Annotated in this window: 22 protein-coding genes and 2 tRNA genes; 12 read left to right on the top strand and 12 right to left on the bottom strand. The window is 58.6% G+C overall.

Annotated elements, in window-relative coordinates:
* Nucleotides 1-163: 163 nt before the first annotated feature.
* Entirely contained in the window at nt 164-556 is a 393-nt protein-coding gene (locus WMP97_RS00330; RefSeq protein WP_301732237.1) for a DoxX family protein, read from the bottom strand.
* A gap of 590 nt (nt 557-1,146) precedes the next feature.
* Here WMP97_RS00330 and WMP97_RS00325 point away from each other — a divergent pair.
* Nucleotides 1,147-1,677: a tyrosine-type recombinase/integrase gene (locus WMP97_RS00325; RefSeq protein ID WP_340439595.1), complete on the top strand. Its 531-nt coding sequence runs from the start codon at nt 1,147-1,149 to the stop codon at nt 1,675-1,677.
* A gap of 75 nt (nt 1,678-1,752) precedes the next feature.
* Here WMP97_RS00325 and WMP97_RS00320 read toward each other — a convergent pair.
* A tRNA-Val gene (locus WMP97_RS00320) sits at nt 1,753-1,828 on the bottom strand.
* A gap of 68 nt (nt 1,829-1,896) precedes the next feature.
* A complete protein-coding gene (locus WMP97_RS00315; protein WP_023021130.1) occupies nt 1,897-2,295 on the bottom strand; it encodes a DUF3052 domain-containing protein in 399 nt (132 codons plus the stop codon).
* Nucleotides 2,296-2,632: 337 nt separating this feature from the next.
* Between WMP97_RS00315 and aceE the strand changes: the two genes are divergently transcribed.
* Entirely contained in the window at nt 2,633-5,380 is a 2,748-nt protein-coding gene (gene aceE, locus WMP97_RS00310; protein WP_023021129.1) for a pyruvate dehydrogenase (acetyl-transferring), homodimeric type, read from the top strand.
* A gap of 115 nt (nt 5,381-5,495) precedes the next feature.
* Here aceE and WMP97_RS00305 read toward each other — a convergent pair whose 3' ends face one another.
* The gene (locus WMP97_RS00305) at nt 5,496-6,494 is read right to left on the bottom strand and encodes an alpha/beta fold hydrolase (protein ID WP_023021128.1); all 999 of its coding nucleotides are present in this window, start codon (nt 6,492-6,494) and stop codon (nt 5,496-5,498) included.
* A gap of 27 nt (nt 6,495-6,521) precedes the next feature.
* Here WMP97_RS00305 and WMP97_RS00300 point away from each other — a divergent pair, with 27 nt between their 5' ends.
* Both WMP97_RS00300 and WMP97_RS00295 read left to right on the top strand, forming a co-directional pair.
* Complete coding sequence (locus WMP97_RS00300) at nt 6,522-6,815, top strand: acyl carrier protein (protein WP_239204490.1); 294 nt, start codon at nt 6,522-6,524, stop codon at nt 6,813-6,815.
* Nucleotides 6,812-7,597, top strand: a complete 786-nt coding sequence (locus WMP97_RS00295; RefSeq protein WP_023021126.1) for an HAD-IIA family hydrolase — start codon at nt 6,812-6,814, stop codon at nt 7,595-7,597. Before WMP97_RS00300 ends, WMP97_RS00295 begins: the two co-directional genes overlap by 4 nt.
* Nucleotides 7,598-7,679: 82 nt before the next feature.
* On the opposite strand, the gene WMP97_RS00290 is transcribed toward WMP97_RS00295, so the two are convergent.
* Nucleotides 7,680-8,090 carry a hypothetical protein gene (locus WMP97_RS00290; protein ID WP_051138330.1) on the bottom strand — a complete coding sequence of 137 codons (411 nt, stop codon included), beginning with the start codon at nt 8,088-8,090 and terminating at the stop codon, nt 7,680-7,682.
* 500 nt (nt 8,091-8,590) lie between these two features.
* The gene (locus WMP97_RS00285) at nt 8,591-9,385 is read right to left on the bottom strand and encodes a serine hydrolase domain-containing protein (protein ID WP_340439594.1); all 795 of its coding nucleotides are present in this window, start codon (nt 9,383-9,385) and stop codon (nt 8,591-8,593) included.
* A 156-nt stretch (nt 9,386-9,541) separates the two neighbouring features.
* Between WMP97_RS00285 and WMP97_RS00280 the strand changes: the two genes are divergently transcribed.
* Nucleotides 9,542-11,233, top strand: coding sequence for an alkaline phosphatase D family protein (locus tag WMP97_RS00280; RefSeq protein ID WP_340439593.1), 1,692 nt, complete (start codon nt 9,542-9,544; stop codon nt 11,231-11,233).
* Between the two features lie 146 nt (nt 11,234-11,379).
* Here the strand turns inward: WMP97_RS00280 and WMP97_RS00275 are convergent, their stop codons facing one another.
* Entirely contained in the window at nt 11,380-12,468 is a 1,089-nt protein-coding gene (locus WMP97_RS00275; RefSeq protein WP_340439592.1) for an alkene reductase, read from the bottom strand.
* Between the two features lie 143 nt (nt 12,469-12,611).
* The gene (locus WMP97_RS00270) at nt 12,612-14,219 is read right to left on the bottom strand and encodes a mechanosensitive ion channel domain-containing protein (RefSeq protein ID WP_340439591.1); all 1,608 of its coding nucleotides are present in this window, start codon (nt 14,217-14,219) and stop codon (nt 12,612-12,614) included.
* A 235-nt stretch (nt 14,220-14,454) separates the two neighbouring features.
* Between WMP97_RS00270 and WMP97_RS00265 the strand changes: the two genes are divergently transcribed.
* Nucleotides 14,455-14,883: a hypothetical protein gene (locus WMP97_RS00265; protein WP_340439590.1), complete on the top strand. Its 429-nt coding sequence runs from the start codon at nt 14,455-14,457 to the stop codon at nt 14,881-14,883.
* A gap of 24 nt (nt 14,884-14,907) precedes the next feature.
* Here the strand turns inward: WMP97_RS00265 and WMP97_RS00260 are convergent, their stop codons facing one another.
* Complete coding sequence (locus WMP97_RS00260; RefSeq protein WP_284799204.1) at nt 14,908-15,963, bottom strand: trimeric intracellular cation channel family protein; 1,056 nt, start codon at nt 15,961-15,963, stop codon at nt 14,908-14,910.
* Between the two features lie 106 nt (nt 15,964-16,069).
* Nucleotides 16,070-16,143 (bottom strand) — tRNA-Ile (locus WMP97_RS00255).
* 132 nt (nt 16,144-16,275) lie between these two features.
* Between WMP97_RS00255 and WMP97_RS00250 the strand changes: the two genes are divergently transcribed.
* The 4 genes from WMP97_RS00250 to WMP97_RS00235 all read left to right on the top strand — a co-directional run bounded on the left by WMP97_RS00250 (nt 16,276) and on the right by WMP97_RS00235 (nt 20,691).
* On the top strand, nt 16,276-17,181 hold the full coding sequence (locus WMP97_RS00250) for a DUF5067 domain-containing protein (RefSeq protein ID WP_340439589.1): 906 nt from the start codon (nt 16,276-16,278) through the stop codon (nt 17,179-17,181).
* A gap of 456 nt (nt 17,182-17,637) precedes the next feature.
* Nucleotides 17,638-18,453 carry a PTS sugar transporter subunit IIA gene (locus WMP97_RS00245; RefSeq protein WP_340439588.1) on the top strand — a complete coding sequence of 272 codons (816 nt, stop codon included), beginning with the start codon at nt 17,638-17,640 and terminating at the stop codon, nt 18,451-18,453.
* A gap of 11 nt (nt 18,454-18,464) precedes the next feature.
* Nucleotides 18,465-20,042 (top strand): PTS ascorbate transporter subunit IIC, encoded by a 1,578-nt coding sequence (locus WMP97_RS00240; protein WP_340439586.1) that lies wholly within the window; start codon nt 18,465-18,467, stop codon nt 20,040-20,042.
* A 37-nt stretch (nt 20,043-20,079) separates the two neighbouring features.
* On the top strand, nt 20,080-20,691 hold the full coding sequence (locus WMP97_RS00235; RefSeq protein WP_340439585.1) for a hypothetical protein: 612 nt from the start codon (nt 20,080-20,082) through the stop codon (nt 20,689-20,691).
* A gap of 5 nt (nt 20,692-20,696) precedes the next feature.
* Here WMP97_RS00235 and WMP97_RS00230 read toward each other — a convergent pair whose 3' ends face one another.
* Nucleotides 20,697-21,179 carry a MarR family winged helix-turn-helix transcriptional regulator gene (locus tag WMP97_RS00230; RefSeq protein ID WP_340439584.1) on the bottom strand — a complete coding sequence of 161 codons (483 nt, stop codon included), beginning with the start codon at nt 21,177-21,179 and terminating at the stop codon, nt 20,697-20,699.
* A 102-nt stretch (nt 21,180-21,281) separates the two neighbouring features.
* Between WMP97_RS00230 and WMP97_RS00225 the strand changes: the two genes are divergently transcribed.
* Both WMP97_RS00225 and WMP97_RS00220 read left to right on the top strand, forming a co-directional pair.
* Nucleotides 21,282-21,701 (top strand): organic hydroperoxide resistance protein, encoded by a 420-nt coding sequence (locus WMP97_RS00225; RefSeq protein ID WP_340439583.1) that lies wholly within the window; start codon nt 21,282-21,284, stop codon nt 21,699-21,701.
* A gap of 54 nt (nt 21,702-21,755) precedes the next feature.
* Nucleotides 21,756-22,175: an organic hydroperoxide resistance protein gene (locus tag WMP97_RS00220; RefSeq protein WP_023021112.1), complete on the top strand. Its 420-nt coding sequence runs from the start codon at nt 21,756-21,758 to the stop codon at nt 22,173-22,175.
* An 83-nt stretch (nt 22,176-22,258) separates the two neighbouring features.
* Here WMP97_RS00220 and WMP97_RS00215 read toward each other — a convergent pair whose 3' ends face one another.
* Nucleotides 22,259-23,317, bottom strand: coding sequence for an aminotransferase class I/II-fold pyridoxal phosphate-dependent enzyme (locus WMP97_RS00215; protein ID WP_239207485.1), 1,059 nt, complete (start codon nt 23,315-23,317; stop codon nt 22,259-22,261).
* Between the last annotated feature and the right edge of the window lie 81 nt (nt 23,318-23,398).

Genomic DNA, 23,398 nt, shown 5'->3' with positions numbered 1-23,398 from the left:
TGCGTTACGCCCAGGTGACCGAGACAGACTCATAGCCCGCTTCAACTTCTTCAGGGCCTGGTGGGCTAAACAGAGCTTCAAATCTAAAATGCGATGAACGAGCAAGGCATGATTCTAGCCCAAAAATAAAAGGCCTTGGAAGACACCAAGGCCAGCAAAACCGCTACTTCTTAGCTGGTAGCCCCGCCGCATGCAAAGCCCCTGCAATCAACACCGGCTGAAACAACAAACGCACAAAACGCTTAGTATCAGTATCCAACCCGAACCCATTATGCCGCTCCGCATACTGAGCAATATTTCCAGGGAAGATAGCGGTATAAAAAGCCGCCAACGCAACACCAAAAGCAGTACGACGGCGACGCGAAATCAACAAACCTACACCCAACACAATCTCCGCTACACCAGACGCCACAACAACAGCATCCTTGGAACCAGGAAACCAATCAGGAACCTGAGCCTGAAACTCCTCACGCTGATGAGTCAAATGTGACACACCAGCAAACGACATAAACCCACCAAGAACACCAGCAGTTAAACGCTCACTAAACTTACTCATACCCAAACACTACGCCACAAAATCACCGAACAATGAAATATTCTCAACTACGCTCAAAACCTAACGGGCCTGGCCCCGCTTCCCCATGGTAAGAACCGCACAAACAAGGCTTCCGAACCAAACGAGGCACAAGCCTGGGCAGACAAGAATGCCACCAGCATCCGCACTGGCGACTGGATTGACCCTAATGCTGGCAAAGTAACCGTGGGGGAACTTCACCCCGCATAGTGGGCAACCCTCACACCACGCAAACCCAACTATCGCCGTCAACTTAATTCCGCGTGGGAGCACCACGTTAAACCCCACTGGGGGGCACAGGAAAGTAAACAGCATCAAACCATCAGAAGTGCAGGCGTGGGTGGGGTCGATAGAAAAGCGGCGCCATGGGCGCGAGCATGACACCACACCATCAGCAACCCTAATCCTGAACTGTCATGCGGTACTCATGCAGATTCTCGAAGTCGCAGTCAACGACGGGCTAATACGTAAAAATCCCGCTAAGGGGGTCAAACTATCGAAGAAGCCCGGCCCGGTGACGGTGTATCCCACGCAGGAGCAGCTTAACGCCTTGGTGCGGGAAAGCGGCCCGCGTGGTGACATTATTGCGGTGGGGTGAGTTGGCTGGTCTGCGGGTGAGGGATGTGAATGTTCTTCGGCGTTGTTTGACGGTGGCGCAGGAGATTGCTCGTGATGATTCTGGTGAGTGGGTGCCGATGGAGCCTAAGTCGTGGGAGCAGCGGACGGTGGCGGTTGCTGCGTCGATTATGCCTCTAATTGTGAAAGCTATTGAGGGTAAGGGGCCAGATGAGTTTGTGTGGGAGCGGCCTTCTGGCGGGTGTTTACGTCCGTTGGGGCATACGTCGTTCTTTGCTCATGCGGTGAAGCGGTGTGTCCAGGATGGGGTGATTTCGGACAGTCTTACTCCACATGGTTTGCGGCATGTGGCGGCGGGGTTGATGGTGGCGTCTGGTGCGTCGGTGAAGGCTGTGCAAAAGCAGTTGGGGCACAAGTCGGCAATGCTCACCCTGGATACGTATGCGGATTTGCTTGATGGTGACTTGGATGAGGTGGCAGGTCGTATAGATGAGGGGCTGCGTGGGTTGTCGTGGGGTGTGGCGTAGTTCTTCGGATGCAGCGTTTTTGTCGTAGGGTTGAGTAAGACCCCCTCTCCGATTTCTCGAAAAGGGGGTCTGACCTGGTGCGGCCTGAGGGGATCGAACCCCCGACCTATTGGGTGTAAACCAATTGCTCTTCCAGCTGAGCTAAAGCCGCATGCGCTCTTGCGCTGTTAGAAACAGTAGCGCAGGTTGCTAGAGCAACACAAATCAGCAGGTAAAGCCCTACTTCTTGGTGTATCCGCGCTGCACCAAGCAAGAGCCTTGCCACTCGCCTAGGCGCTCTGCCTTGGTCTGCACCAAGCCGGCCAGCTGAGCGGACTCAGAGATGAGCCCTGGCTCTACGGTGCCAGGCTTTCCGGCACCCGGGGTAAGCAGCCAGACCGCACCGTTATCGGCCAGCGGACGGCTCGCGTCAACGAGTCCATCCACAAGGTCGCCATCCTCGTCGCGCCACCAAAGAAGGACTACATCGCACAGCTCGTCATTTTCTTCTTCCAAGAAATCATCGCCGAGCACGGCTTCGATCGATTCAGAGATCGCGGTATCGCAATCCTCGTCCCAACCAAGCTCTAGGGCGATTTGCCCTTCCTTGATTCCGAGCTTGACTGCAGCGTCAGCCACTATGCATTTCCTTCCTAATTTGGTGAATGTCCGGTCCGCGCATCCCCCGCATCCTGCGGGTAAATCGCGGCTTAATAGAAGTATTTTAACGCCCACCGGCCCCTTTTACCCGCCTAAGGGGCGCAATTCCCCCATTTTGCAGGCCCTCCCGCCACTTCGCCCAGTTCCGCAGAGTTTGCAAACTACCCTCTTTTACCCCAATAAACCCGGCAAAGATACTGGTTATGGCGATGTAACGTACCGCACGTCCCCTTAAGTCGGGCTTCACAACCATTGTGGATCTGTGAGCGCGTATCCTAGTAAGCAAACTGTGCAGACCCTTATACAGGAGGTTTAAATGGCCGAGAAGGACGCCACCAAGGGCGACTCCAACTTCCCGCTCATCCGCGACGGCGTTGCATCGTATCTTCACGATAATGATCCAGAAGAGACCCGCGAGTGGATGGATTCCCTCGATGGTCTGCTGGAGCACTCCGATCCGGAGCGCGCACGCTACTTGATGCTGCGCCTGCTCGAGCGCGCTACCGCTAAGCGCGTTGAACTGCCTTCGTTGACGTCCACGGACTTCGTCAACACCATCCCAACCTCCATGGAGCCAGAGTTTCCTGGTGACGAGGAACTGGAAAAGCGCTACCGCCGCTGGATCCGCTGGAATGCGGCCATCATGGTGCACCGTGCACAGCGCCCAGGAATTGGCGTAGGTGGCCACATCTCGACCTACGCGGGTGCTGCCCCGCTCTATGAGGTGGGCTTGAACCACTTCTTCAAGGGCAAGGATGATCCTTCGGGCGGCGACCAAGTCTTTTTCCAAGGCCATGCCTCACCGGGCATGTACGCACGTGCTTTCATGGAAGGCCGCCTGACTGAAAAGGACCTTGATAGCTTCCGCCAGGAGGTATCCCGTGGCGAGGGCGAGGGGCTGCCGTCCTACCCGCACCCACGCCTGATGCCATGGTTCTGGGAATTCCCCACCGTGTCCATGGGCTTGGGCCCGATTAACGCTATCTACCAGGCACGCTTTAATAAGTACCTGGAGACTCGCGGCATCAAGGACACCTCCAAGCAGCACGTATGGGCTTTCTTGGGCGATGGCGAGATGGACGAGCCAGAATCTCGTGGCCTACTGCAGATCGCGTCGCTCTACGAGCTGGATAACCTCACCTTCGTGGTCAACTGCAACCTGCAGCGCCTCGATGGCCCGGTTCGCGGTAATACCCAGATCATCCAAGAGCTAGAATCCTTCTTCCGCGGTGCCGGCTGGGAGGTCATCAAGGTCATTTGGGGTCGTGGCTGGGATAAGCTGCTGGAAAAGGACACCGAAGGTGCCTTGGTCAACGTCATGAACACCACCTCTGACGGTGACTACCAGACCTTCAAGGCCAACGATGGCGCCTATGTGCGCGAGCACTTCTTCGGCCGCGATGAGCGCACGGCCAAGCTGGTAGAAGACATGTCCGATGATGAGATTTGGGCACTGCGCCGCGGCGGCCACGATTACCGCAAGGTCTACGCCGCCTATGCTCGCGCGCTGGAGAACAAGGGCACCGGCAAGCCAACCGTCATCCTCGCGCACACCATTAAGGGTTACGGCTTGGGCCACAACTTCGAGGGCCGCAACGCTACCCACCAGATGAAGAAGCTGACCCTGGATGACCTGAAGCGCTTCCGCGATAAGCAGGAAATTCCTTTCTCCGATGCGGAGCTGGAAAAGGATCCATACCTGCCGCCGTACTACCACCCAGGCAAGGACTCCCCGGAGATCAAGTACATGCTGGAGCGTCGTAAAGAGCTCGGCGGCTTCCTGCCGGAGCGCCGCGAGGACTTCACCCCGCTGGAGGCACCGGCTCTGGACAAGCTGCGCTCTGTACGCAAGGGCTCTGGCAAGCAAGAAGTAGCCACCACCATGGCCTTGGTGCGCACCTTCAAGGAAATTATGCGCAACAAGGAGCTGGGCAAGCGCGTCGTGCCGATCATTCCGGATGAGGCCCGCACCTTTGGTATGGACTCCTGGTTCCCGACCATGAAGATTTGGAACCCCCGCGGCCAGAACTACGTGCCGGTGGACCACGACCTCATGCTCTCCTACCGCGAAGCTACTGACGGCCAGATCATGCACGAGGGTATTTCTGAGGCCGGCGCCGCTGCCTCCTTTACCGCTGCGGCAACGTCCTACGCTACCCAGGGCGAGGCCATGATTCCGCTCTACATCTTCTACTCGATGTTCGGCTTCCAGCGCACCGGCGATGCCTTCTGGGCAGCCGGCGACCAGATGGGCCGCGGCTTCATCATTGGCGCAACCGCCGGCCGCACCACCCTGACCGGTGAGGGCCTGCAGCACATGGACGGCCACTCCCCTGTCTTGGCTGCGACCAACCCGGCCGTGGTTTCTTATGACCCGGCCTTCGGCTACGAGGTTGCCCACTTGGTTTCCCGCGGTATTGAGCGCATGTATGGCAAGGACAACGAGGCCATCATGTACTACCTCACCGTCTACAACGAGCCGGTACACCAGCCGGCCGAGCCGGAGGATTTGGACGTGGAGGGCCTGCACAAGGGCATCTACCACTTCAATACCGCAGAGAGCGGCTCCATTGCTGCCAATATCCTGGCTTCCGGTGTAGGCGTGCACGAGGCGCTGCGCGCACAGCAGATGCTTGCCGACGACTTCGATGTCAAGGCCTCCATCTTCTCCGTCACCTCTTGGAACGAGCTGGCCCGCGACGGCGCCCGCCGTAACAAGGAAGCCCTGCGAAAGGGCGAGGAGCCGAGCGAGGCTTTTGCTACCTCCCAGCTCAAGGGCTACGAGGGTCCGTTCGTTGGTGTCTCTGACTTCACCACCGAGCTGCAGGAGCAAATCCGCCCGTATGTTCCAGGCACCTACATCACCTTGGGCGCGGACGGCTTCGGCTTCTCCGATACGCGCGAGGGCGCTCGCCGCTACTTCAATATCGACGCCGAGTCCATCGTCGTCGCAGTGCTCGATGGCTTGGCTCGCGAGGGCAAGATTGAGCGCTCCGTTGTGGAGAAGGCAGCCAAGGATCTCAAGCTGGATGATCCGACCGTGACCACCCACATCGAAGACTAATCCCCGCTTTGGTGCTGGCTAGGCCCGCGCCACGCGCTACAAGAAAGGCGCCGCCGGCTTCCCCGCCGCGGCGCCTTTTGCGTACCCAGCAAACGGGCTTATGCATCCGGCCCGTCTATATCGCATCAAGGACGCGGCCAAGGGCCGCGGAGATAGCCTCGGGGTCTTCGAGGATCACCATGTGTCCGGAGCCTTCCACCGTCTGCAGGTTCGCGGCGGGCCAATGCTTACAGAGCACCTCGGATTGTGAACGCGGGGTGACAATATCGGCGGTTCCGACTACCACCTCGCCCTTGAGCTTCGCCAGCCGTGGGGCGGCGCCGTACTCGGCGTGTTCCAAAAGGTCGTCGAAGAAGCCGGAGTAGGAGGCCAAGGGGGTATCGAGAAGCATGGCAACGTGAAATTGCAGCTTCTCCATTTGTGGAAAGCCGGCCAAGGTCGCAGCAAAAAGTGGCGCAATGAACCGGGCGGCCTCAAAGCGCGCGCTATCGACGCGACCAGGCAGGCGCAGACAGAGGCGGTAGAGCGCATGCAGAGATTTCGACTGCAGAATCTGCGCTACGCCCTTTGCTGCAAAGCGGCGCATCGAAGTTGAAATTAGCAGCGCGCCCTTGATGCGCTCATAAACCTCGGCTGGAGCACGGCGGATGAGGTTTAAGGCAACCATGCCGCCCAGGGAATGGCCGACGATGACCAGGTTGCCACGGGGAGCGCGCTCTCGAATGACGGCGAGGACGTCGTCAGCCGCCGTATCAACGGTGCACTCCTCTGGGGCGACCGTGGAGGACTGGCCGTGCCCGCGCAAATCCACCAAGAGTGCACGCGCATTGCGACCGCGGAGATAATTGGCCTGGTCATAATAGGCTTCCGCGGATAAGCAATAGCCGTGAATGAAGACCACGGTTACTGGCGCGTCTTCGCGCCCCACCTCGTACCAGGCAATATCTAGGCCATCGTGTTCCACAGTGCCGGAAGCGCTGACCTGGGTAAGGCCCGGCTCGGTGGAGGGATCATGCAATCCGCCATAGAGTTTTTCTAGCTCGGCGCGGTGCGAGGGGCGCAGGCGCTTGAGCCAACTACGCGCCACAACGGAAGAACGTTTTCTCAATGCCATAACGGGATCAATACTAGACTGGTGGGCATGGCAAACGACCTCAGCGCCCAATTACAGGCAAAGTTCAACGCGAGCGCGCCGGAAAAGGAGCCGGAGCGCGATACGCTCGGCCAGCTCCTCGCGCTCATAAACAAGGTCACCGGTACCGAGGAAGATCTGAGCCGGGATACGCGGCTGAAGGATATTGGCGTCGAATCGCTAGATCTAGTGGAGCTGACCGTGCGCGCGGAAGAGACCTTCCAGGTGCGTTTTTCTGAGGAAACGATGCTCAACTGCGAAACCATCGGCGATATTGCCGAGTATGTGGAGGACCACCAATGATTTCTTATCTATCCGATATGGACGGCGTACTCATCAAAGAAGGCGAGATGATCCCTGGCGCCGATAAATTTATCCAAGCGCTCAAGGATAATGACATCGAGTACATGGTGCTGACCAATAACTCCATGTCTACTCCACGGGATCTTTCTGCCCGCCTGCGCAATACCGGCTTGGATATTCCTGCCGAGCGCATCTGGACCTCCGCCACCGCCACCGCGAATTTTCTTTCCAGCCAGGTAAGCTCCAGCAAGGCCTATGTAGTGGGTGAATCCGGCCTTACCACCGCCATGCACGAGGCTGGGTGGATCCTTACCAACGATGACCCTGATTTTGTGGTGCTTGGTGAGACCCGCACCTATTCTTTTGAGGCCATCACGAACGCGATTAACCTCATCCGCAATGGTGCTCGTTTTATCGCCACCAACCCAGATGTCACCGGCCCTGCCCCAGAAGGAGTATTGCCGGCCACCGGTGCCGTGGCTGCACTGATTACCGCCGCCACCAACCGCGAGCCTTATTACGTGGGCAAGCCCAACCCAGTCATGATGCGCTCGGCGCTCAATCATATTGGTGCCCACTCGGAGCACACGGTGATGATTGGTGACCGCATGGATACAGACGTTAAGGCCGGTCTCGAGGCCGGCATGCGCACAGTTTTGGTGCGCTCCGGCATCTCCGATGACCGAGAGATTTCTCGCTACCCCTACCGCCCTTCTGCCGTGCTGAAATCAGTGGCCGAGCTGCCGGACAAAATCTTTGATCCCTTCGCCGAGGAGGAATAGGCCGCCCTCAACCGGCCCTACTAATGGCAAAAGGAAAAGGGAGGGTGGACCAGCAGCTGTTGGTCCACCCTCCCTGTGCTTTCTACGGCAGGCGCACGGCAGCAGTAAAGCCGTGGCGCTGCGCAAGATAGCGCACGACGCAGTCCAGCGCATCTAGCTCTTCGCGGGTGCCGGTCAGCACCTGGTGGCAGCCAATACCGCTGTCTGAGTGGGCACAGGCTTTGCCGCCTCGAGCAAGCGCCGCGACAGAAAGCCCATCCCGGAACCAGCGAGTGCACCACTGAGCGGTCAGTGGGTCATCGCCCGGAATGATAAATTCCGACTCGGTACGGATGCACCGATCCATGGCGCGTTCAATCTCCGAGCGCAGCGAGCGCGGCATCCCGGAAATCTTGAGCACACCGGTAACCACGGTGGCACCACCGTTGACGGAGGGCCACGCGGAGGTGGAGGCCGGCTGTTCAACCGGCGCAGGGTTAACGCACGTATTCATAGCCGATTCTCCCTCGACATAGATCACCACCGCACGAGGCCTGCCGGCCCGGCGCGATGCAAGACGAGCTTCGTCTTCCCCAACGAACTGTCTGATGCGTCTGCACACAATTTTCCTGCGTCACACCTCCCCCTACAACCCTCAACTTTCACTTCAACCCCCGTTTGCTAAACCTCAACCCCAGGTACAGACTGGGACTAAAGTTGCAGGTGAAACCAGTGTTATTAATGTGAAACTTGGCCTTTTCTGTGAACTCCCTAGGCTTGTTCTATATTCTCCACCAGACGGCCTGCTCATGGGCGCGAAAACCCTATTTGACTTACCTCCAACAGCGGCTAGTTACAGGCACGCCGCGATCCCAAGTTTTATGGCCCCTACCGCACAAAAATCCTCGATTTTCCCACCCTGCGGGGGAGCCTTCCACCGTGCCGCTTCCCCGATAAAAGGTTATAGACACGCGCTAGCGCACTGGAGGCGCTAGCTCCGCCGAGCCCGGACGCCTACAAGGCGTTCCAGATGGAGGTATTCGTATCGTGCCAGAGTGGCTTGCACCATTCGCCAAAGTCACGGTCCGTGAGCGCCACCATGGCATACTCGCCGGCCACCCAGAGGTAGGTGCCGGACATGCCAAAGTGACCGACGGCGTCGGCAGGCAGGGCGCCCATCCAGTGTTCTTTGTTGCCGTGGATTTCAAAACCAAGGCCCCAGGTACAATCTTTAAAACTGCCGTAGCCCGGGACAATGCCGCGCAGGCCACCAAAATGGACGCGGCGCATATCGGCCACGGTGGATGGGTGCAGCAGCTGCGGATCCTGGACTTCCGCAGCAAAGGCCGCCAAATCTTTCACCGTGGAGACCAAGCCGTGACCGGCCGAACCTTCGAGACGAGTGGAATCCATGCCCAACGGGGTAAGTACACCCTCGCGTAGGTACTCGGCAAAGTCCATGCCCGTGGCATCGGCCACGGTATCTGCGGCCCACTCATAACCGGCCGAGGAATAGATGCGGCGTTCGCCTACCGGCTTCTGCGGCTCTCGGGAGTCAAAGGAAATGCCAGAGGCGTGTGCAAGCAGGTGTTCCAGGGTCGAGCCCTCCGGACCGGCCGGCTGCCCCAATTCCACCGCGCCTTCTTCCACGGCAAGCATCACGCCATAGGCCGCAACCAGCTTGGTCACCGATGCCACTGGAAACTCGCGGGCGGTATCTCCTACCGTTTCTATGACCTCGCCGCGGTGCAGCAAAGCACCGGCCACCGTATCCGCGGGCCATTGGCTGATCTGGCTAAATTCACTCATGCCCTCCAGCCTACTGAGCCAAGCCCGCCCAAGGCCCGCACTCTAGGGCCGGGCGAGGGGCAAGGAAGTTAACCGCCAGTTAAGACAAAAAGAACTCTTTATGTAATTGGCCTAGGATCGCTTGCACAGGCGGCAAACATGACGAAGCTTTAAATCATGCCTAGTAATTCTCAGAATCAGTCCGCTTCTGCCCGCGGAAACGTCAATCGCCGCCGCTTCCTGCAAACCACCGGCACCGCCGGCGCCGCCATCGCTTTGTCCACCGCCGCCGCCAACTCTGCCAATGCCCAAAGCAGCCTCTCCCCGCGCGTGGAGCAGCACATGGTAGAGCCCCAACTGGGCGAGCGCCCCTTCCTCCACGGCGTTGCCTCGGGCGATCCTATTCCGGATTCGGTCATTTTGTGGACCCGCGTAACCCCGGATGCCGATGCCATGCCGGGATCCGGCCTGGGCGAGGCCACCCGGGTGGAGTGGGAAATTGCCAAGGATGAGGGGTTCGGGGACGTCGTCAAGCAGGGCGAAGTGACCACCGACGCCAACCAGGACCACACCGTGCACGTGGATCCGCACGGCCTAGAGCCGGAGACCGTGTACTTTTACCGCTTTAAGGCGCAGGATAAGTACTCGCCCATTGGCCGTACCAAGACCGCCCCGGCGCTGAGCGCCTCCCCAGAAGAGCTCACCTTCGGTGTGGCTAGCTGTGCAAACTGGGAGTCCGGCTTCTTTAACGCCTATGGCGATATTGCCCAGCGCGGCTGCGCCGACCAGCTGGATTATATGATCTTCTTGGGCGACTATATCTACGAATACCCGCAGCGCGAGTACGCCGGTAATGGCCCGGTGCGCCTGCACCACCCTGCGCACGAGATTATCTCGTTAGAGGATTACCGGATTCGCTTCGGCCGCTACCGCACCGATGAAAACCTGCAAGCCGCACACGGGGCACTGCCGTGGGTTGTGGTGTGGGATGACCACGAGGTGGCCAACGATAACTGGCGCGAGGGCGCCGAAAACCACACCGAGGGCAAGGAGGGCGCCTTCCTCGACCGCCGCAAGGCCGCAATGCAGGCCTACTTCGAGTGGATGCCGGTGCGCGCAACCAATCCTTCCGAGCAGGGCCACCTCTACCGCAGCCTGACTTTTGGTGACCTGGTGGAACTAACCATGATGGACCTGCGCACCTACCGCGATGAGCAGGTGCGCTTTGGCCCGCACAAGATGGCCGCAGAAGGCCGCACGATGCTCGGATCCGAGCAATATAATTGGCTGCTCAATAAGATTGAGACCTCTTCTGCGAAGTGGAATATGCTGGGCAATTCCGTCATGTTCTCCCCCATGAACCTGGCTACCCTGCAAAAGGATGACAAGACCAAGCCGGTTTCTTCCTCGCTGTCTTCCAATATCACCGGCATTCCGGTCAATGGCGACCAGTGGGATGGCTACTCTGCAGAGCGCCGCCTGCTTATCGACGCCCTTTCCAAGCACGATGCCCACACCCTCTTTGTCACCGGCGATATCCATTCCGAGTGGGCGCATAATATCAGCAAGGATGGCCGCATCTTTGGCGCCGAGCTGGTCTGCGCCTCCGTTTCTGCGCCCAATGTCAACGAGCAGCTCAAGCTGCCGGAAGGCAACGAGCTTTCCAAGCTTGCCGAGCGTTACCTGCTAGGTGCCAACCCGCACACCCGCCACGTGGACTTGGACCACCACGGCTATAGCTTTGTAACCGTGCGCCCGGATTCCGCAGAAATGCACTGGCTGCGTGTGGATAACCTGCTGTCCGCTAAGTCCCCGGTGCGCGAGGCTGTGACCATGACCTGGCGCCCAGGCAAGGGCTATACCAAGTAGTTGTAAGTTCTGTCACATGACAGGCACTTGGTGTTAACGAACGGGTAGTACACCTTCGATAGGCATAGTGAAAGACCCTCTCTGGGGAATTTCACTACCTATCACTCTGATGCCTCTCGGCCCCCCTTTATGCCGCGGATTTTTCCCTAGTCCGCGGCATATTCATAATCAATGTAGCCACGCTCGCCGCCCAGGTAGAACGTATCCTGGTCCGGCTCGTTGAGCTCCAAGCCCTCACGCCAGCGGCGCACTAGGTCCGGGTTGGCGATGAGCTGGCGGCCCACCACTGCGGCATCCACGTAGTCCAGCTCGATTTCACGTTGCGCATCTTCCTTGGAAGTCACCGTGGGGAAGCCATCATTCATCAGCACCTTGGTCACGCCATTTGCGCGGGCCTTTTGCGCCAGCGTGGCGATAAGCTCGCTTTCCGGCTCGCCGTGTAGCAGCGACACATAAGCCAGGTTCAGCGGCGCCAGGGCATCGAGCAGTCCGCCGTAGGTGGCCAGCATGTCGTCCTGGTCATCCTCGATAACACCCTGCACATTGTGCGCCGGCGAGAACCGCACACCGACGCGGTCGGCACCGATTTCCTCCGCCACGGCGCGGATGACCACCTCCGGCAGGCGCCAGCGATTTTCCGGGCTGCCGCCGAATTCATCCTCGCGCTTATTGGACGAGGCCGCCATAAACTCGTGCAGCAGGTAGCCATTCGCGCCGTGGATTTCCACGCCGTCAACGCCGGCATCGATAGCCCGGCGCGCACCCTGGCGGAATTCCTCCACGATGCGCGGCAGCTCTTCCTTCTTCAGCTCCCGCGGGACCGGCGCATCCATTTTGCCGGAAAAGCCACGCACGGTTCCGCCCCAATCGAAGGAGCTCGGGGCCTCTGGATCTGCACCGTCAATCAGATCTGGGTGGCTGGTGCGGCCACCATGCATGATCTGCATGAACAAGGTGCCGCCGGCCTCGTGGACTCGGTCTGCTACCGCACGCCAGCCTTCTGCCTGCTCCTCGGTGGCAATGCCTGCCTGGCCTGGGAATGCGCGGTTGGTCCACGCCGGGAAGGTTCCCTCCGTGACAACCAGCCCGGCCGTGGCACGCTGCGAGTAGTACTTCTGGTGCAGCTCGGTAGGCACACCGCTTTCGCCTGCGCGCTGGCGGGTCAGCGCCGCCATGGTCACGCGATTATCTATCGTGTATCGGCCAAGTTCCAGAGGTTCAAATAGTGAAGTCATGCTAGGTGCAACGCGCAGCTAGCTCGCACTATTTCCTCTTTGCCACACAAGATCATTTCTGCACGTCAATAACAATGACATGAGCGTTTATGCCGACTTTGCCAACCACAATAGGAAGCAATGGTCGAAATGGGGGGCACATCCTACTGACGAGGCTCTGCCGGAATCTCTGTGCCTGCGCTACCGGCCGTTCCGGAAGCTTGGGCGCCGTCGCCGGCGTCACCTCCCGCAGTGGGCGCAGTGCCGGCGCCGGTCCCGGAATCTGTCCCCGCGTTGTCTGCGCCATTGGGGGCACTCGGGGCCGGGGAGGCATTACCAGTAGCGCCTGTTCCCTGCCTGCCGCCGGCAGGCGTATCAGTCGTGCCAGCGTCATTCGTACCCTGTGGGTAGTCGGTCTCCGTAGGAGCGGCACTGTCTTCCGTTGGTTCGGACTGTGTACCGGTCTCGGTGGTTGCTGGGGTGGGTTGGTTTGAGGGGGCGTCGGAAAGCTGTGAGGAGGAGGTTTCCTTGCCGCTATCGCGCCAGTGCTCGGGCGAGAGCCAGCCCGCGTCCGCATTTTCGGGATTGCTCGAGGCCAAGGCCAAGGCACCGACGACAAACAGCGCGAGGACAAGGCCCGTGGTGGAGGCGCGGACTCGGCCGCCGAAGGTGGCGATCTTTTGAAACTTGCTATTGGTCTCCAAGCCACGCCAGATGCCCTGGGAGGGCTCTGGTTCTTGATCATCCGCATCAGACAGCGCGGGGTTTCCGGGGCCGTCACTAGCCGGGCCATCCACCTCAGCGTCCGCGGTGGCGGCACTGCGCTCCACCTGCGTCTCAGGGTGGGAGCCCTCCCCTGCGGTGGAAGCGTCTTTCACGGATTCTTGAGCCGCGGTATTTCCCTGCGGTGGGGTTAGCGGGCGCTGCAGTTCATCGAGATCGGCCACATTGTAGTGATCCCAGAACTCCGAGAGCAGCGCCGAGCGAATGGCGCGTTCCACCGCCCATTGGCGGGCCGGGTTAACGGTGACCAGTACGCGGTAGGTCACGTGCCACGATTGGCCGGCGGCCTGCGGGGCAACCAGCTGCGTGGCTGGCAGCACCTCGAGCTCGCCGTTGACATCCACGGCGATGGATGGCTCTTGGATAGCCTGCTCAGAAATGGTGCGCACCCGGCGCGTGATCTCCGGCAAGGTCTCGCCTTCTTGCACGGGCACGTCGAAGTTGACCACGGCACGCGACCATTCCTGGGAATAGTTTGTTACCGCGCCGGCGGAACTATTGGGCACGGTGACGAGCTCGCCGGTGGGAGTGCGCACCTTGGTGGTGCGCAGAGTCAGCATCACCACGGTGCCTTCCACATCGGTTACGCCATCAAAGCTGACGTAATCGCCTACACCGAATTGCTTTTCCGAAAGGATGAAAAAGCCGGAGAGGAAATCCGCAATGATGGACTGGGCGCCAAAACCCACGGCGGCCGAAACTATCGTCGCCGGCACCGCCGCGCCTACCGCAGGAACACCGATATTGGTCAGCGCCGCCCAAATGATGAGGAAGTACGCGATGGCCTGCACGATGTAGACCAGCGCACCGGTCAGCGCCAGGCGCGCCTTGGTGGATTCTTCATCTTCATCGAGGCGGCGCTCTATGATGCGGATCGCCAGCCTACCAACGCGCGGGATCAAAATGCCGATCAGCAGCAGCGCGATAAGCGGTAAGCCGTGGTCCACGAAGATGCTCCACAGCTCGTAGAAGTAATACTTCAGGTTCATGCCTCTACCGTAGGCCGCGGAGCTGAAAACTGGATGCCAGTTCACTGCCAGCCACCATGCAAACACTCCCCCTCGCACAGCCCGTTTCCCCCTATGCCCTGCACAGACTCCGGCACGCGCCGCCATGTTTGGCTACTGTGTGGGGCATGAAGAAATCATTCCTTATTCCCTTCTTTTCCCTAGCCCGTTTTGCCACCGGTTGCGGCGCGACGAGACCGCCACCACCATTTCCACGGTGAAAGAAACCGTTACGGAAACGGCCTCTGAAACGAGCTCTACAGAATCCAGCACCGAGGAAACGTCCACAGAAAAAACGACCACGGAAGTAGCAACTACAGATGCCGCGCAGCACGCCGAACCACAAACAGAAAATCAGGAAGCCGTGCAACCGCCTACCGAAAACCGGCAGCAGGAAAACACCGCGCAGTACCAATGCGCGGACGGCACCTGGGTGGAGTTTGCCGCGTTGTGCAAGGAATCAAACGCTCAACCGCCAGTACAAGCGCCCAATGGGCCGAGTGCGGAGTGTCCGGCCTACCTGTGCGGCTATGGCAACGATGCCAACGGCAACCGGAATAAGAGCTCCGGAGAAATCCAGACCCAATATGGCTGCGAGCAAGGCTATATCACGGACCCGCAGGTTTGCGGCGCGGTTGGGCGCTAAGCCGCCGCGCTAAAGAACCGCGGGCTAGTCGCGGGAGTCATAGCGCTTCATGAGGCGATCAATGAGTTCATCCGTAAGCTTGTCATCTTCCAAAATGGCATCAAGGAGGCGTTGGGATTCCTCGTGGGAGGCCTGTTCCTCCTCGGTGTAGGAATCACCGGTGAGGTCCACGCCGAAGTCCGTATCATCGCCTTCTGCTACCACTGCGCTGAGCTGATCCACATCGGATTCGAAGGACTCCAGAAATTCGCTGGCCTCTGCGGCGGCTTCTACGCGCCGCTTACCAGAGCGCACTTCCTTTTCAATGCGGCGCTGCAGCGCTGCCTCCATCTGGCGGTGGCGCCAAGAACGTAGGCGGTGCGGCTCGAGGCGGCGGCCGACGGCACGGCTTTTATTCTCGGCCTTTTTCGCAAGGACCTTCACCTGTGCGGCGGTGTCATTAATAGGTGCCCAGTCTTGGTAGGCCGGCACGCGCCACCCCGCCCAAATGCCCAGCAGCGCCAAGAAGATGGAGACCAAAGGTCCAATGATCATGCCCACGGCCATCATGTCGAAATGGTGGCCAACCAGCACAATAATCGCACAAGCCACGGCCGGAATAACTGTTGGCTGGTTATCACCAAATACGCTCGGCTCGCGCCCCATCACGATGTCACGAATCATCGAACCACCTGTGGCGGTAAACACGCCCATCATGATGCAGGGAATAAGCGGCAGGCCGTAGGTAATAGCCTTCACCGCGCCGGTGGCGGCCCACAGGCCGGAAACGACGGCGTCGCCATGCGCTTGCAGATAATCCCAGGTCTTGCCTTTGAAGTACACAAAGCGAGCAATCAGCGCGCCGGTAAAAGCCAAGTAGAGGTATTCCGGCTGGCTCATTGCCGCGACGGTGCCGCGGTTAATGAGCACGTCGCGCACCATGCCGCCGCCTAGCGACGAGAACATCGCAATGAAGAAAAAGCCGATGATATCGTAGCCACGCTTGCGCGCCATAGTGCCACCGATGATTCCCATCAGCAGCACACCACTGATATCGGACCAGCGGTAGAGAGATTCAATGAGCGGATCTACTTCAACCATATAGTTATTAGACTTCACCGCCCGCCCTTGCGCAATCAGCACACCCATATGCGCAGATAAGCACAAGAAGGCGCCAGCACTGCTTGCCGACGCCTCCCTATCACCGTGGGGCCAGCGGGGCTCGAACCCGCGACCAACGGATTATGAGTCCGTAGCTCTAACCGACTGAGCTATAGCCCCACGCAGATCGCACGCCCACTTGGGCGACTCTCTGCCCTGAAAAGATTAGTCAAAGAGCGGCCAAAGACCAATTTGCCCCCTTCGCTATTGAGTATTTGTACGCTTCCTACCCCCTGCGGGTAGAAGTTAATTATGCGCAAACTACTCTCTTCTCTCATTCTCGTCTCTGCTCTCACGCTTACCTCCTGCTCGGATAGCGGTAGTGACAGCTCAAAGACGAGCGACTCCAGTAATTCCGCGTCCGATGCACAGACCGATGCGAAGTCCGTAATTGGGACGTGGAAGCAAGAGGACAGCGCTTCTGAAGATGGCTGGATGGAGGCCAGCATCACCGACGACGTCATCACCATCGAATGGGTCATGGACAACGGCGAAAATCGTATGATCTACTGGATTGGCACCTTTGACGCTCAAGCCGCTGCATCCGGCGAGACCGTTACTTCAAACCGCGATACCGTTGCCACTGCCTCTGAGTGGATGGCTGCTTCGTCCGACAAGAAAGATTTCTCTATCGATGACGACGCCTTAACTTTCAAGGTCGCGATTGAAGATAAGGAATTCACCACACACATGAAGAAAGTGAAGGATGATCCGACAACCATTAGAGAGCTAAAGAGCACGGATTTTGGCCAAACCTTTAAAAATGGAGTCCTGGATGTTCCAGCCGCCAAGTTCGAAATAACCGATCACCGTGTTATCAAGCCCGGTGAGCCTGGTAATGAAATAGGTGAAAAGCCACTTCTCGTCTTTAACTATGACGTAACCAATAAAACGGATGAAACTCTAACCACCACCGACTTTGTCGTGTACTTCACCGCCATCCAAGACAATGATCCGAATAAAGTAAACGAGCTCGACCTCGGTTCCTATATTGATCCTGAAACTGACGATACTCAGCTTGAGCAGATTAAAAAGGGAGGCACTGTCGCTGGAACCATAGCCTACGAGCTCGATGATCTAACTACCCCTGTGGACCTTGTTGCAACTAAGTCCTACAGCCAAGATGAAATCGGACGCCAAACTTTCGAGCTCAATTAACTGCCCGTATACAACGCGCTTAAATCTCCCGTTCTAGCCGATACAGGAAGCGAAGCCCGCCGAGATACAACGCCCAAAGGAAATCGAGCCCATTTCTCACTGAGGCAGGCAGTACTTGACAGGCGTAGCCAGGCCCCTCCTGCATCCAATGGGAGGGGCCTGTTGTAGTGCGCAAAGCAGCACTTTAGCTGTGTTTCTCCCCGCGCCAGCGGGGATTTCTCATTTCCCTTCCCCTTAGCACAGGTCCATTTCCAGGTCCGGCCTTTCCGAGAACACACGGTCCCCTTTGCATTGCGACCACGCTAAAGACCGATAGAGCCAATTCGACCGCCCCTTGAGCGGTTGCAACTCCCCCAGTGCAAACGTTACCCCTGCATTTACCTCCCGTTTCTCCACGGCATAAAATCAAGAGTGACATTGACCTTGATGTCACAGCATTTGTGATGGGAGATACATATGACGACACTAGATTCCCTCTTGGTGCCCGGTGCCGTGGACTTGCACGGCACCGCCAAGGACTGGCGAGCAGCTATCCATCTTGCGGGATCGCTGCTTGAAGAAGCTGGCACGATAACCGCAGACTACACGGAAGCAATGGTGCACTCCGTGGAAGAAACGGGCCCATATATTGTCGTGGCTCCCGGTTTCGCTTTTGCGCACGCGCGCCCTTCGGAGGCGGTAAAAGAAACCTCACTGTCGTGGGTGCGCCTGGATAATCCGGTGGAATTCGGTCACGATTCCAATGACCCTGTAGACCTCGTCGTCGCGTTTGCTGCACGGAGCGACTCGGAACACCTGCAGGCGATGAAGCAACTAGCAAAGCTGCTAGCCACCAAGCGCGATGAGCTTCATCGCGCGGAATCCGAAGAAGAGCTCCGCGCAATCCTCACGGCATCAACGTCGAGTAAGAAACGCGCAGCTTCCGCAGCACCGTCGGGGCCAAAGGCCCAACCAGCAAAACAAAAAGCCGCCGATTCTGTTGCTTCCAAAGGAAAGATCCTTACGGTGTGCGGCAACGGGCTAGGAACGTCGCTGTTCCTCAAAAACACCCTCGAGCAAGTCCTGGACGAATGGGGCTGGGGACCATTCCTGACCGTGGAAGCCACAGACACCATCTCTGCCAAGGGCCGCGCAAGCGAGGCAGATTTCTTGCTGACCTCCGGTGAAATCGCCGCAACGCTGGACGATGTCGGGGTTCCCATCTACGTCATCAAAGACTTCACCTCCATGTCTGAAATCGATGGGGCTCTGCGCGAGCTCTATGACATTTAAGGAGCACCCTCATGGATTTTCTTCTTGCTATAGCGGACTTCCTTGTTAATGAAATTCTCTCCGTGCCAGCGTTTCTCATCGGCATCATCACCGCGGTGGGTCTGGCAGCGATGGGCCGCGGTACCGGCAAAACCATTGGCGGCGCCATTAAAGCCACGCTCGGCTTTCTTCTTATCGGCGCCGGTGCAGGCCTAGTCACCGATTCTTTAGAGCCGCTGGGGGCCATGATTACGGGCGCGACCGGAGCCCAAGGAGTGGTTCCGACCAATGAAGCCATCGTAGGTATTGCGCAGGATCAGTTCGGTAGCCAGGTCGCTTGGATCATGATCTTAGGCTTTGTGGTTTCGCTGCTGCTCGCCCGCTTTACGCCAATGAGCTACGTATTTCTTACCGGCCACCATGTTCTCTTTATGGCGACTCTTCTCACCATGGTGCTTGCCCCGGCCGGGTATTCCTCGTGGATTGTCATCGCCTTCGGCGCAGCGCTCCTTGGCATTCTTATGGTTTCACTCCCCGCCATCGCGCATCCGTTTACCCGCCGCATTACTGGCGATGACTCCGTTGCCATCGGGCATTTTGGCACTGCGGGGTATTTGGCTGCGGGCGGCGTCGGCAAGCTGGTGGGCGGCAAGGGCAAGAAGATGTCGCCGTCCACCGAGGACCTGAAGCTGCCGGAGGGGCTGCGCTTCCTGCGCGATTCCATGGTGGCAACCGCGCTGTCCATGGCGCTGATGTACGTGGTCCTCGCCGTGCTCTTCATTGCTCGCGCTGGTTCCGAGGAAGCCTTCACGGCCTTTCCAGATGGCGCCACTAATGTGGGCAATTTCTTGATGCAGTCCGTAACCCAAGGCCTCCAGTTCGGCGTGGCAGTGGCCGTCATTCTCTTCGGTGTCCGCACCATCTTGGGCGAACTCGTGCCTGCTTTCCAGGGCATCGCTGCCAAGGTGGTGCCCGGCGCGATCCCTGCACTGGATGCGCCCATCGTCTTTCCTTATGCTCAGAACGCAGTACTCATCGGGTTTATTTCTTCGTTCCTCGGCGGACTTATCGGCCTTGCCGTCCTTTCCACCTGGCTCAATCCAGCCTTTGGCATTGCGCTGATTCTGCCTGGTTTGGTGCCGCACTTCTTCACCGGCGGTGCAGCAGGCGTTTTTGGCAATGCCACTGGCGGCCGCCGTGGTGCCGCGCTCGGCGCTTTTGTTAATGGCCTCATCATTACGTTCCTGCCGGCATTCCTCCTCGGTGTCCTTGGTTCCTTCGGCTCCGCGAATACCACTTTTGGTGACGCCGACTTTGGCTGGCTCGGCCTGCTGCTGGGCTGCTCCATTCACGCCGGCGGTGCGCTCGGGCTTATCTTCATTGCCCTCATCGCACTGGCTATTTTGGCTTTGGGCTGGGTATGCCAGCGCAAGCTTGTCGACGCCCACTGGGACCCCACTCCCCACCGTCCTTCCCCCATCAGCAACGCCGATACCGCCGCAACCAGCGGTGCAGCCGGCGCACCCACTTCCGCCGGCACAGCCACAAAGTACCCGAAGGTTCTGCCACCCGAAGGTGCGCCAGTTCCACCCGCTCGTATAGACCATTAGCCGCGCGCCACACCCCGAAGGGCGCTACAGTATCCCTATGCAACGCCCTTCCATTCTCCCTCTCGCGTCCGTGCTCCTCGCTACCGGTCTTGTGCTAAGCGCCTGCGGCTCCGGTTCAGACTCCAACTCTGATTCCACCCCAGCAGAAGAGCCAGCCTTCTCCACTGCGCAAGATAGCAACTCCCCGGCTGGTGAAAATGCAGAAGAAACCAGCCCGGAGAAGGAAACGAAGCAACGTCGCACCGAAACGGTCACCAAAGAGGCAGCCCCAGAGCAGCCCACACCACCGGCCGGCGGCAAACACAACATCCATGTAGGCCAGATTGGCGGCTACTGTGGCACATCATCGTCGGGCGATTCCATCGACGCAGGCGATGCCACCTCCTGCGAATTCGCCGCCGCGGTCTTTGACGCCGCGATGCAGGCCAGCTACACCCTACACTCCCCAGATCCCACGGTGACGGCGGTGTACCAGGCAGATATCACCGCCAGCAGCCCGGCGACCAAGCAGTCCTATAACTTGAAGTGCCACATGGGCAGCGACCAACGGAATCTTACCTGCGAAAAGCCCGGAGACAAAACAGTTCGCGCCTCATTCGAAACCGCCGACAAAAGCATATGGTCCAGGCGCGTGGCCACGACGAACTAAGCCCCCTACCTCACAAAGTCTTCTTCGGACGGCCACGGTAGCTCCACGTCGACGGGAGTAGCGGCAAGGACATCGAGAGACTCTTTAAATTCCACTAGGTCGAGGCCCAACTTCTCATAAGCCTCGGCCATTGCTTCGGGGATGCACTCGGCGCGGGAGCGCAGGGCGTCACCATCAGCGGTGAGGCTAACGAGAGTGCGGCGCTCGTCGGCAGGATCGCGGCGCCGCTCCACGTACCCCTGCTTTTCCAAGCGCTTTAGCAGCGGGGTGAGCGTGCCACTATCCAGACCGAGGCGGGAATCAATGAATTTAAGTGGCACCGCGTCGTCGGCCTCCCACAGCACCAGCATGACCAAGTACTGGGGGTAGGTCAGCCCCATCTCATCGAGGAGTGTCCGATAGGAACGCACTACCGCCCTGCTCGCACGATAAAGCGAGAAGCACAGCTGACTATCGAGAGAAAGGTAATCAGTGGGCGCGTCATTCATAGCCAAAAGTATAGACGTCAACAAAATATTGTCCGCAATTTAATTGTGTACAATCGAAATTGGATTTTAAGAAACCAGATTGTGAAATCAAAAGGAGAAATCATGGACGCCATGTACACCACCGAGGCGCTAGCCACCGGAGCAGGCCGCAACGGCCATGCCACTGTCAAGGATTCTGACCTCGACTTCACCCTGGCCATTCCGAAGGAAATGGGCGGCAGCGGCCAGGGCGCTAACCCGGAGCAGCTCTTTGCCGCCGGCTATGCCGCCTGCTTCCACTCCGCTCTGCAGGCCGTGGCCCGCAACCAGAAGGTCGAGTTGGGTGACTCTGCGGTGGGTGCACGAGTGGGCATCGGAAAGCAGGGCGAAGGCTTCCAGCTCGCAGTGGACCTGGAGGTTTCCATCCCAGCTCAAGACAAGGCCACAGCCCAGCAGCTTGCCGACGCCGCCCACCAGGTCTGCCCCTACTCCAATGCCACCCGGGGCAATATTGAGGTCACCGTCAACGTCGTCGAGGACTAGAATTCTTGCGTACAATCGGCGGACGTACAAAGACCCGATAGAAAAGGAGTCATTATGGACGCCGTATACACCACCGAAGCACTGTCCACCGGAGCAGGCCGCGACGGCCGCGCCGTAGTCAAGGATTCCGATCTGGACTTCACCATGACCGCCCCAAAGGAAATGGGCGGCAGCGGTGAGGGCGCTAACCCGGAGCAGCTTTTCGCTGCCGGTTACGCCGCCTGCTACCACTCCGCACTCAAGGCAGTGGCCAAGGACAAGGGTGTTGACGTGGAGAATTCCTCCGTCGGCGCCCGCGTTAAGCTGGGCAAGAACGACGAGGGCTTCTTCCTCGGCGTTGACCTCGAGGTCACCATCCCAGGCGTTGAGGATGACAAGGCACAGGAGCTTGCCGACGCCGCACACCAGATGTGCCCTTACTCCAAGGCCACCCGCGGCAACATCGAAGTCAACGTTGGTGTTGCACAGGACTAATCCTTCAAGATTTTGTCCCAGCCCACGCCGCGCCAATGTGCGCCGCGTGGGCCCTCTTTTATGCCTGCTGGCACACCACCGGCCTACAGATGGAGAGATTCCAGTTCATTGCAAAGCGCATCAATCTGTGTCTTGGTGTGGGTAGCCATTAAAGTCACCCGCAAGATTGCGGCTCCGTGAGGTACGGTAGGCCACCGAATTGCGGGGACTATGAATCCTCGTTCAAGCAGCGCGGCGCTCGCTTCCATCGCTACAGATTCATCACCCACGTGAATAGGAATGATAGGCCCTTCTGGCTTCAAGGTTCCCCTGCGTTGATGCCAATAAGAAAAATTGTCCTGCAGACCGCCGACTAGATTCGGATTGGTTTCCAATAGGTTTACGCCCGCAATAATAGCGGCGCAATTAGCCGGCGTGGGCGAAGTGGAAAATACAAAAGAACGCGCTTGCTGGCGCAATAGTTGGGCTACTGGCTCGCTTGCTGCCACAAAGGCGCCTTCAGCTCCGAGAGCTTTACTGGCGGTAATGAGCTGAATATCGGGCCGAATGCCAAAGTGCTCTGGAAGCCCACGGCCAGTAGCTCCTATAGTGCCAAAGGCGTGGGCATCATCCACCATCAACCAAGCCCCGTGGTTGTCTGTGACTTTATATAGGTCGGACAAAGGGGCGAGCACGCCATCCATAGAAAACAGACCGTCTGTAACCACGAGTGCGTATTCGGTTGTTCTGGTGGATAAAGCCTTGTCCACGGCCTCTACATCGCGGTGCGGGGTCACAACCACGGTCGCGCCGTTCGCCTTGGCCAGCCTGCAGCCATCGATAATGCTGGCGTGATTTCGAGCGTCTGAGACAATAGTGAGCTCTGGTGACGCTAGGGCCTGCAATGTAGAAATATTGGCCTGATAGCCACTGGCAAAAAGCACCGCATCGGGATAGCCGGTGAAGCTTGCTACAGCAGCTTCCGCTTCTATGTGCAGTTTCCCCGAGCCAGTGGTCAACCGCGAGCCACCGGATCCAACGCCGTATTCATCGATGGCTTCTTTTGCCGCATGAGCGATGTCTGGGTGCTCAGCTAAGCCCAAATAGTTGGAAGAGCTAAAAAGAACCGCCTCGCGAACACGGTGGTCTCCCGCCTGCTGCACTATCGCGCTAGGGGTTTGCCCACTTGCAAAAACAGAAGGACTCCGCCGAAGTCCGTCCTCGTCCCATTTTTGAAGTCGAGC

The organism is Corynebacterium sp. KPL4072 (genome assembly GCF_037908395.1).
Taxonomy (GTDB): Bacteria; Actinomycetota; Actinomycetes; order Mycobacteriales; family Mycobacteriaceae; genus Corynebacterium; species Corynebacterium kefirresidentii.
This window is presented reverse-complemented; position numbering and strand designations above follow the sequence as displayed.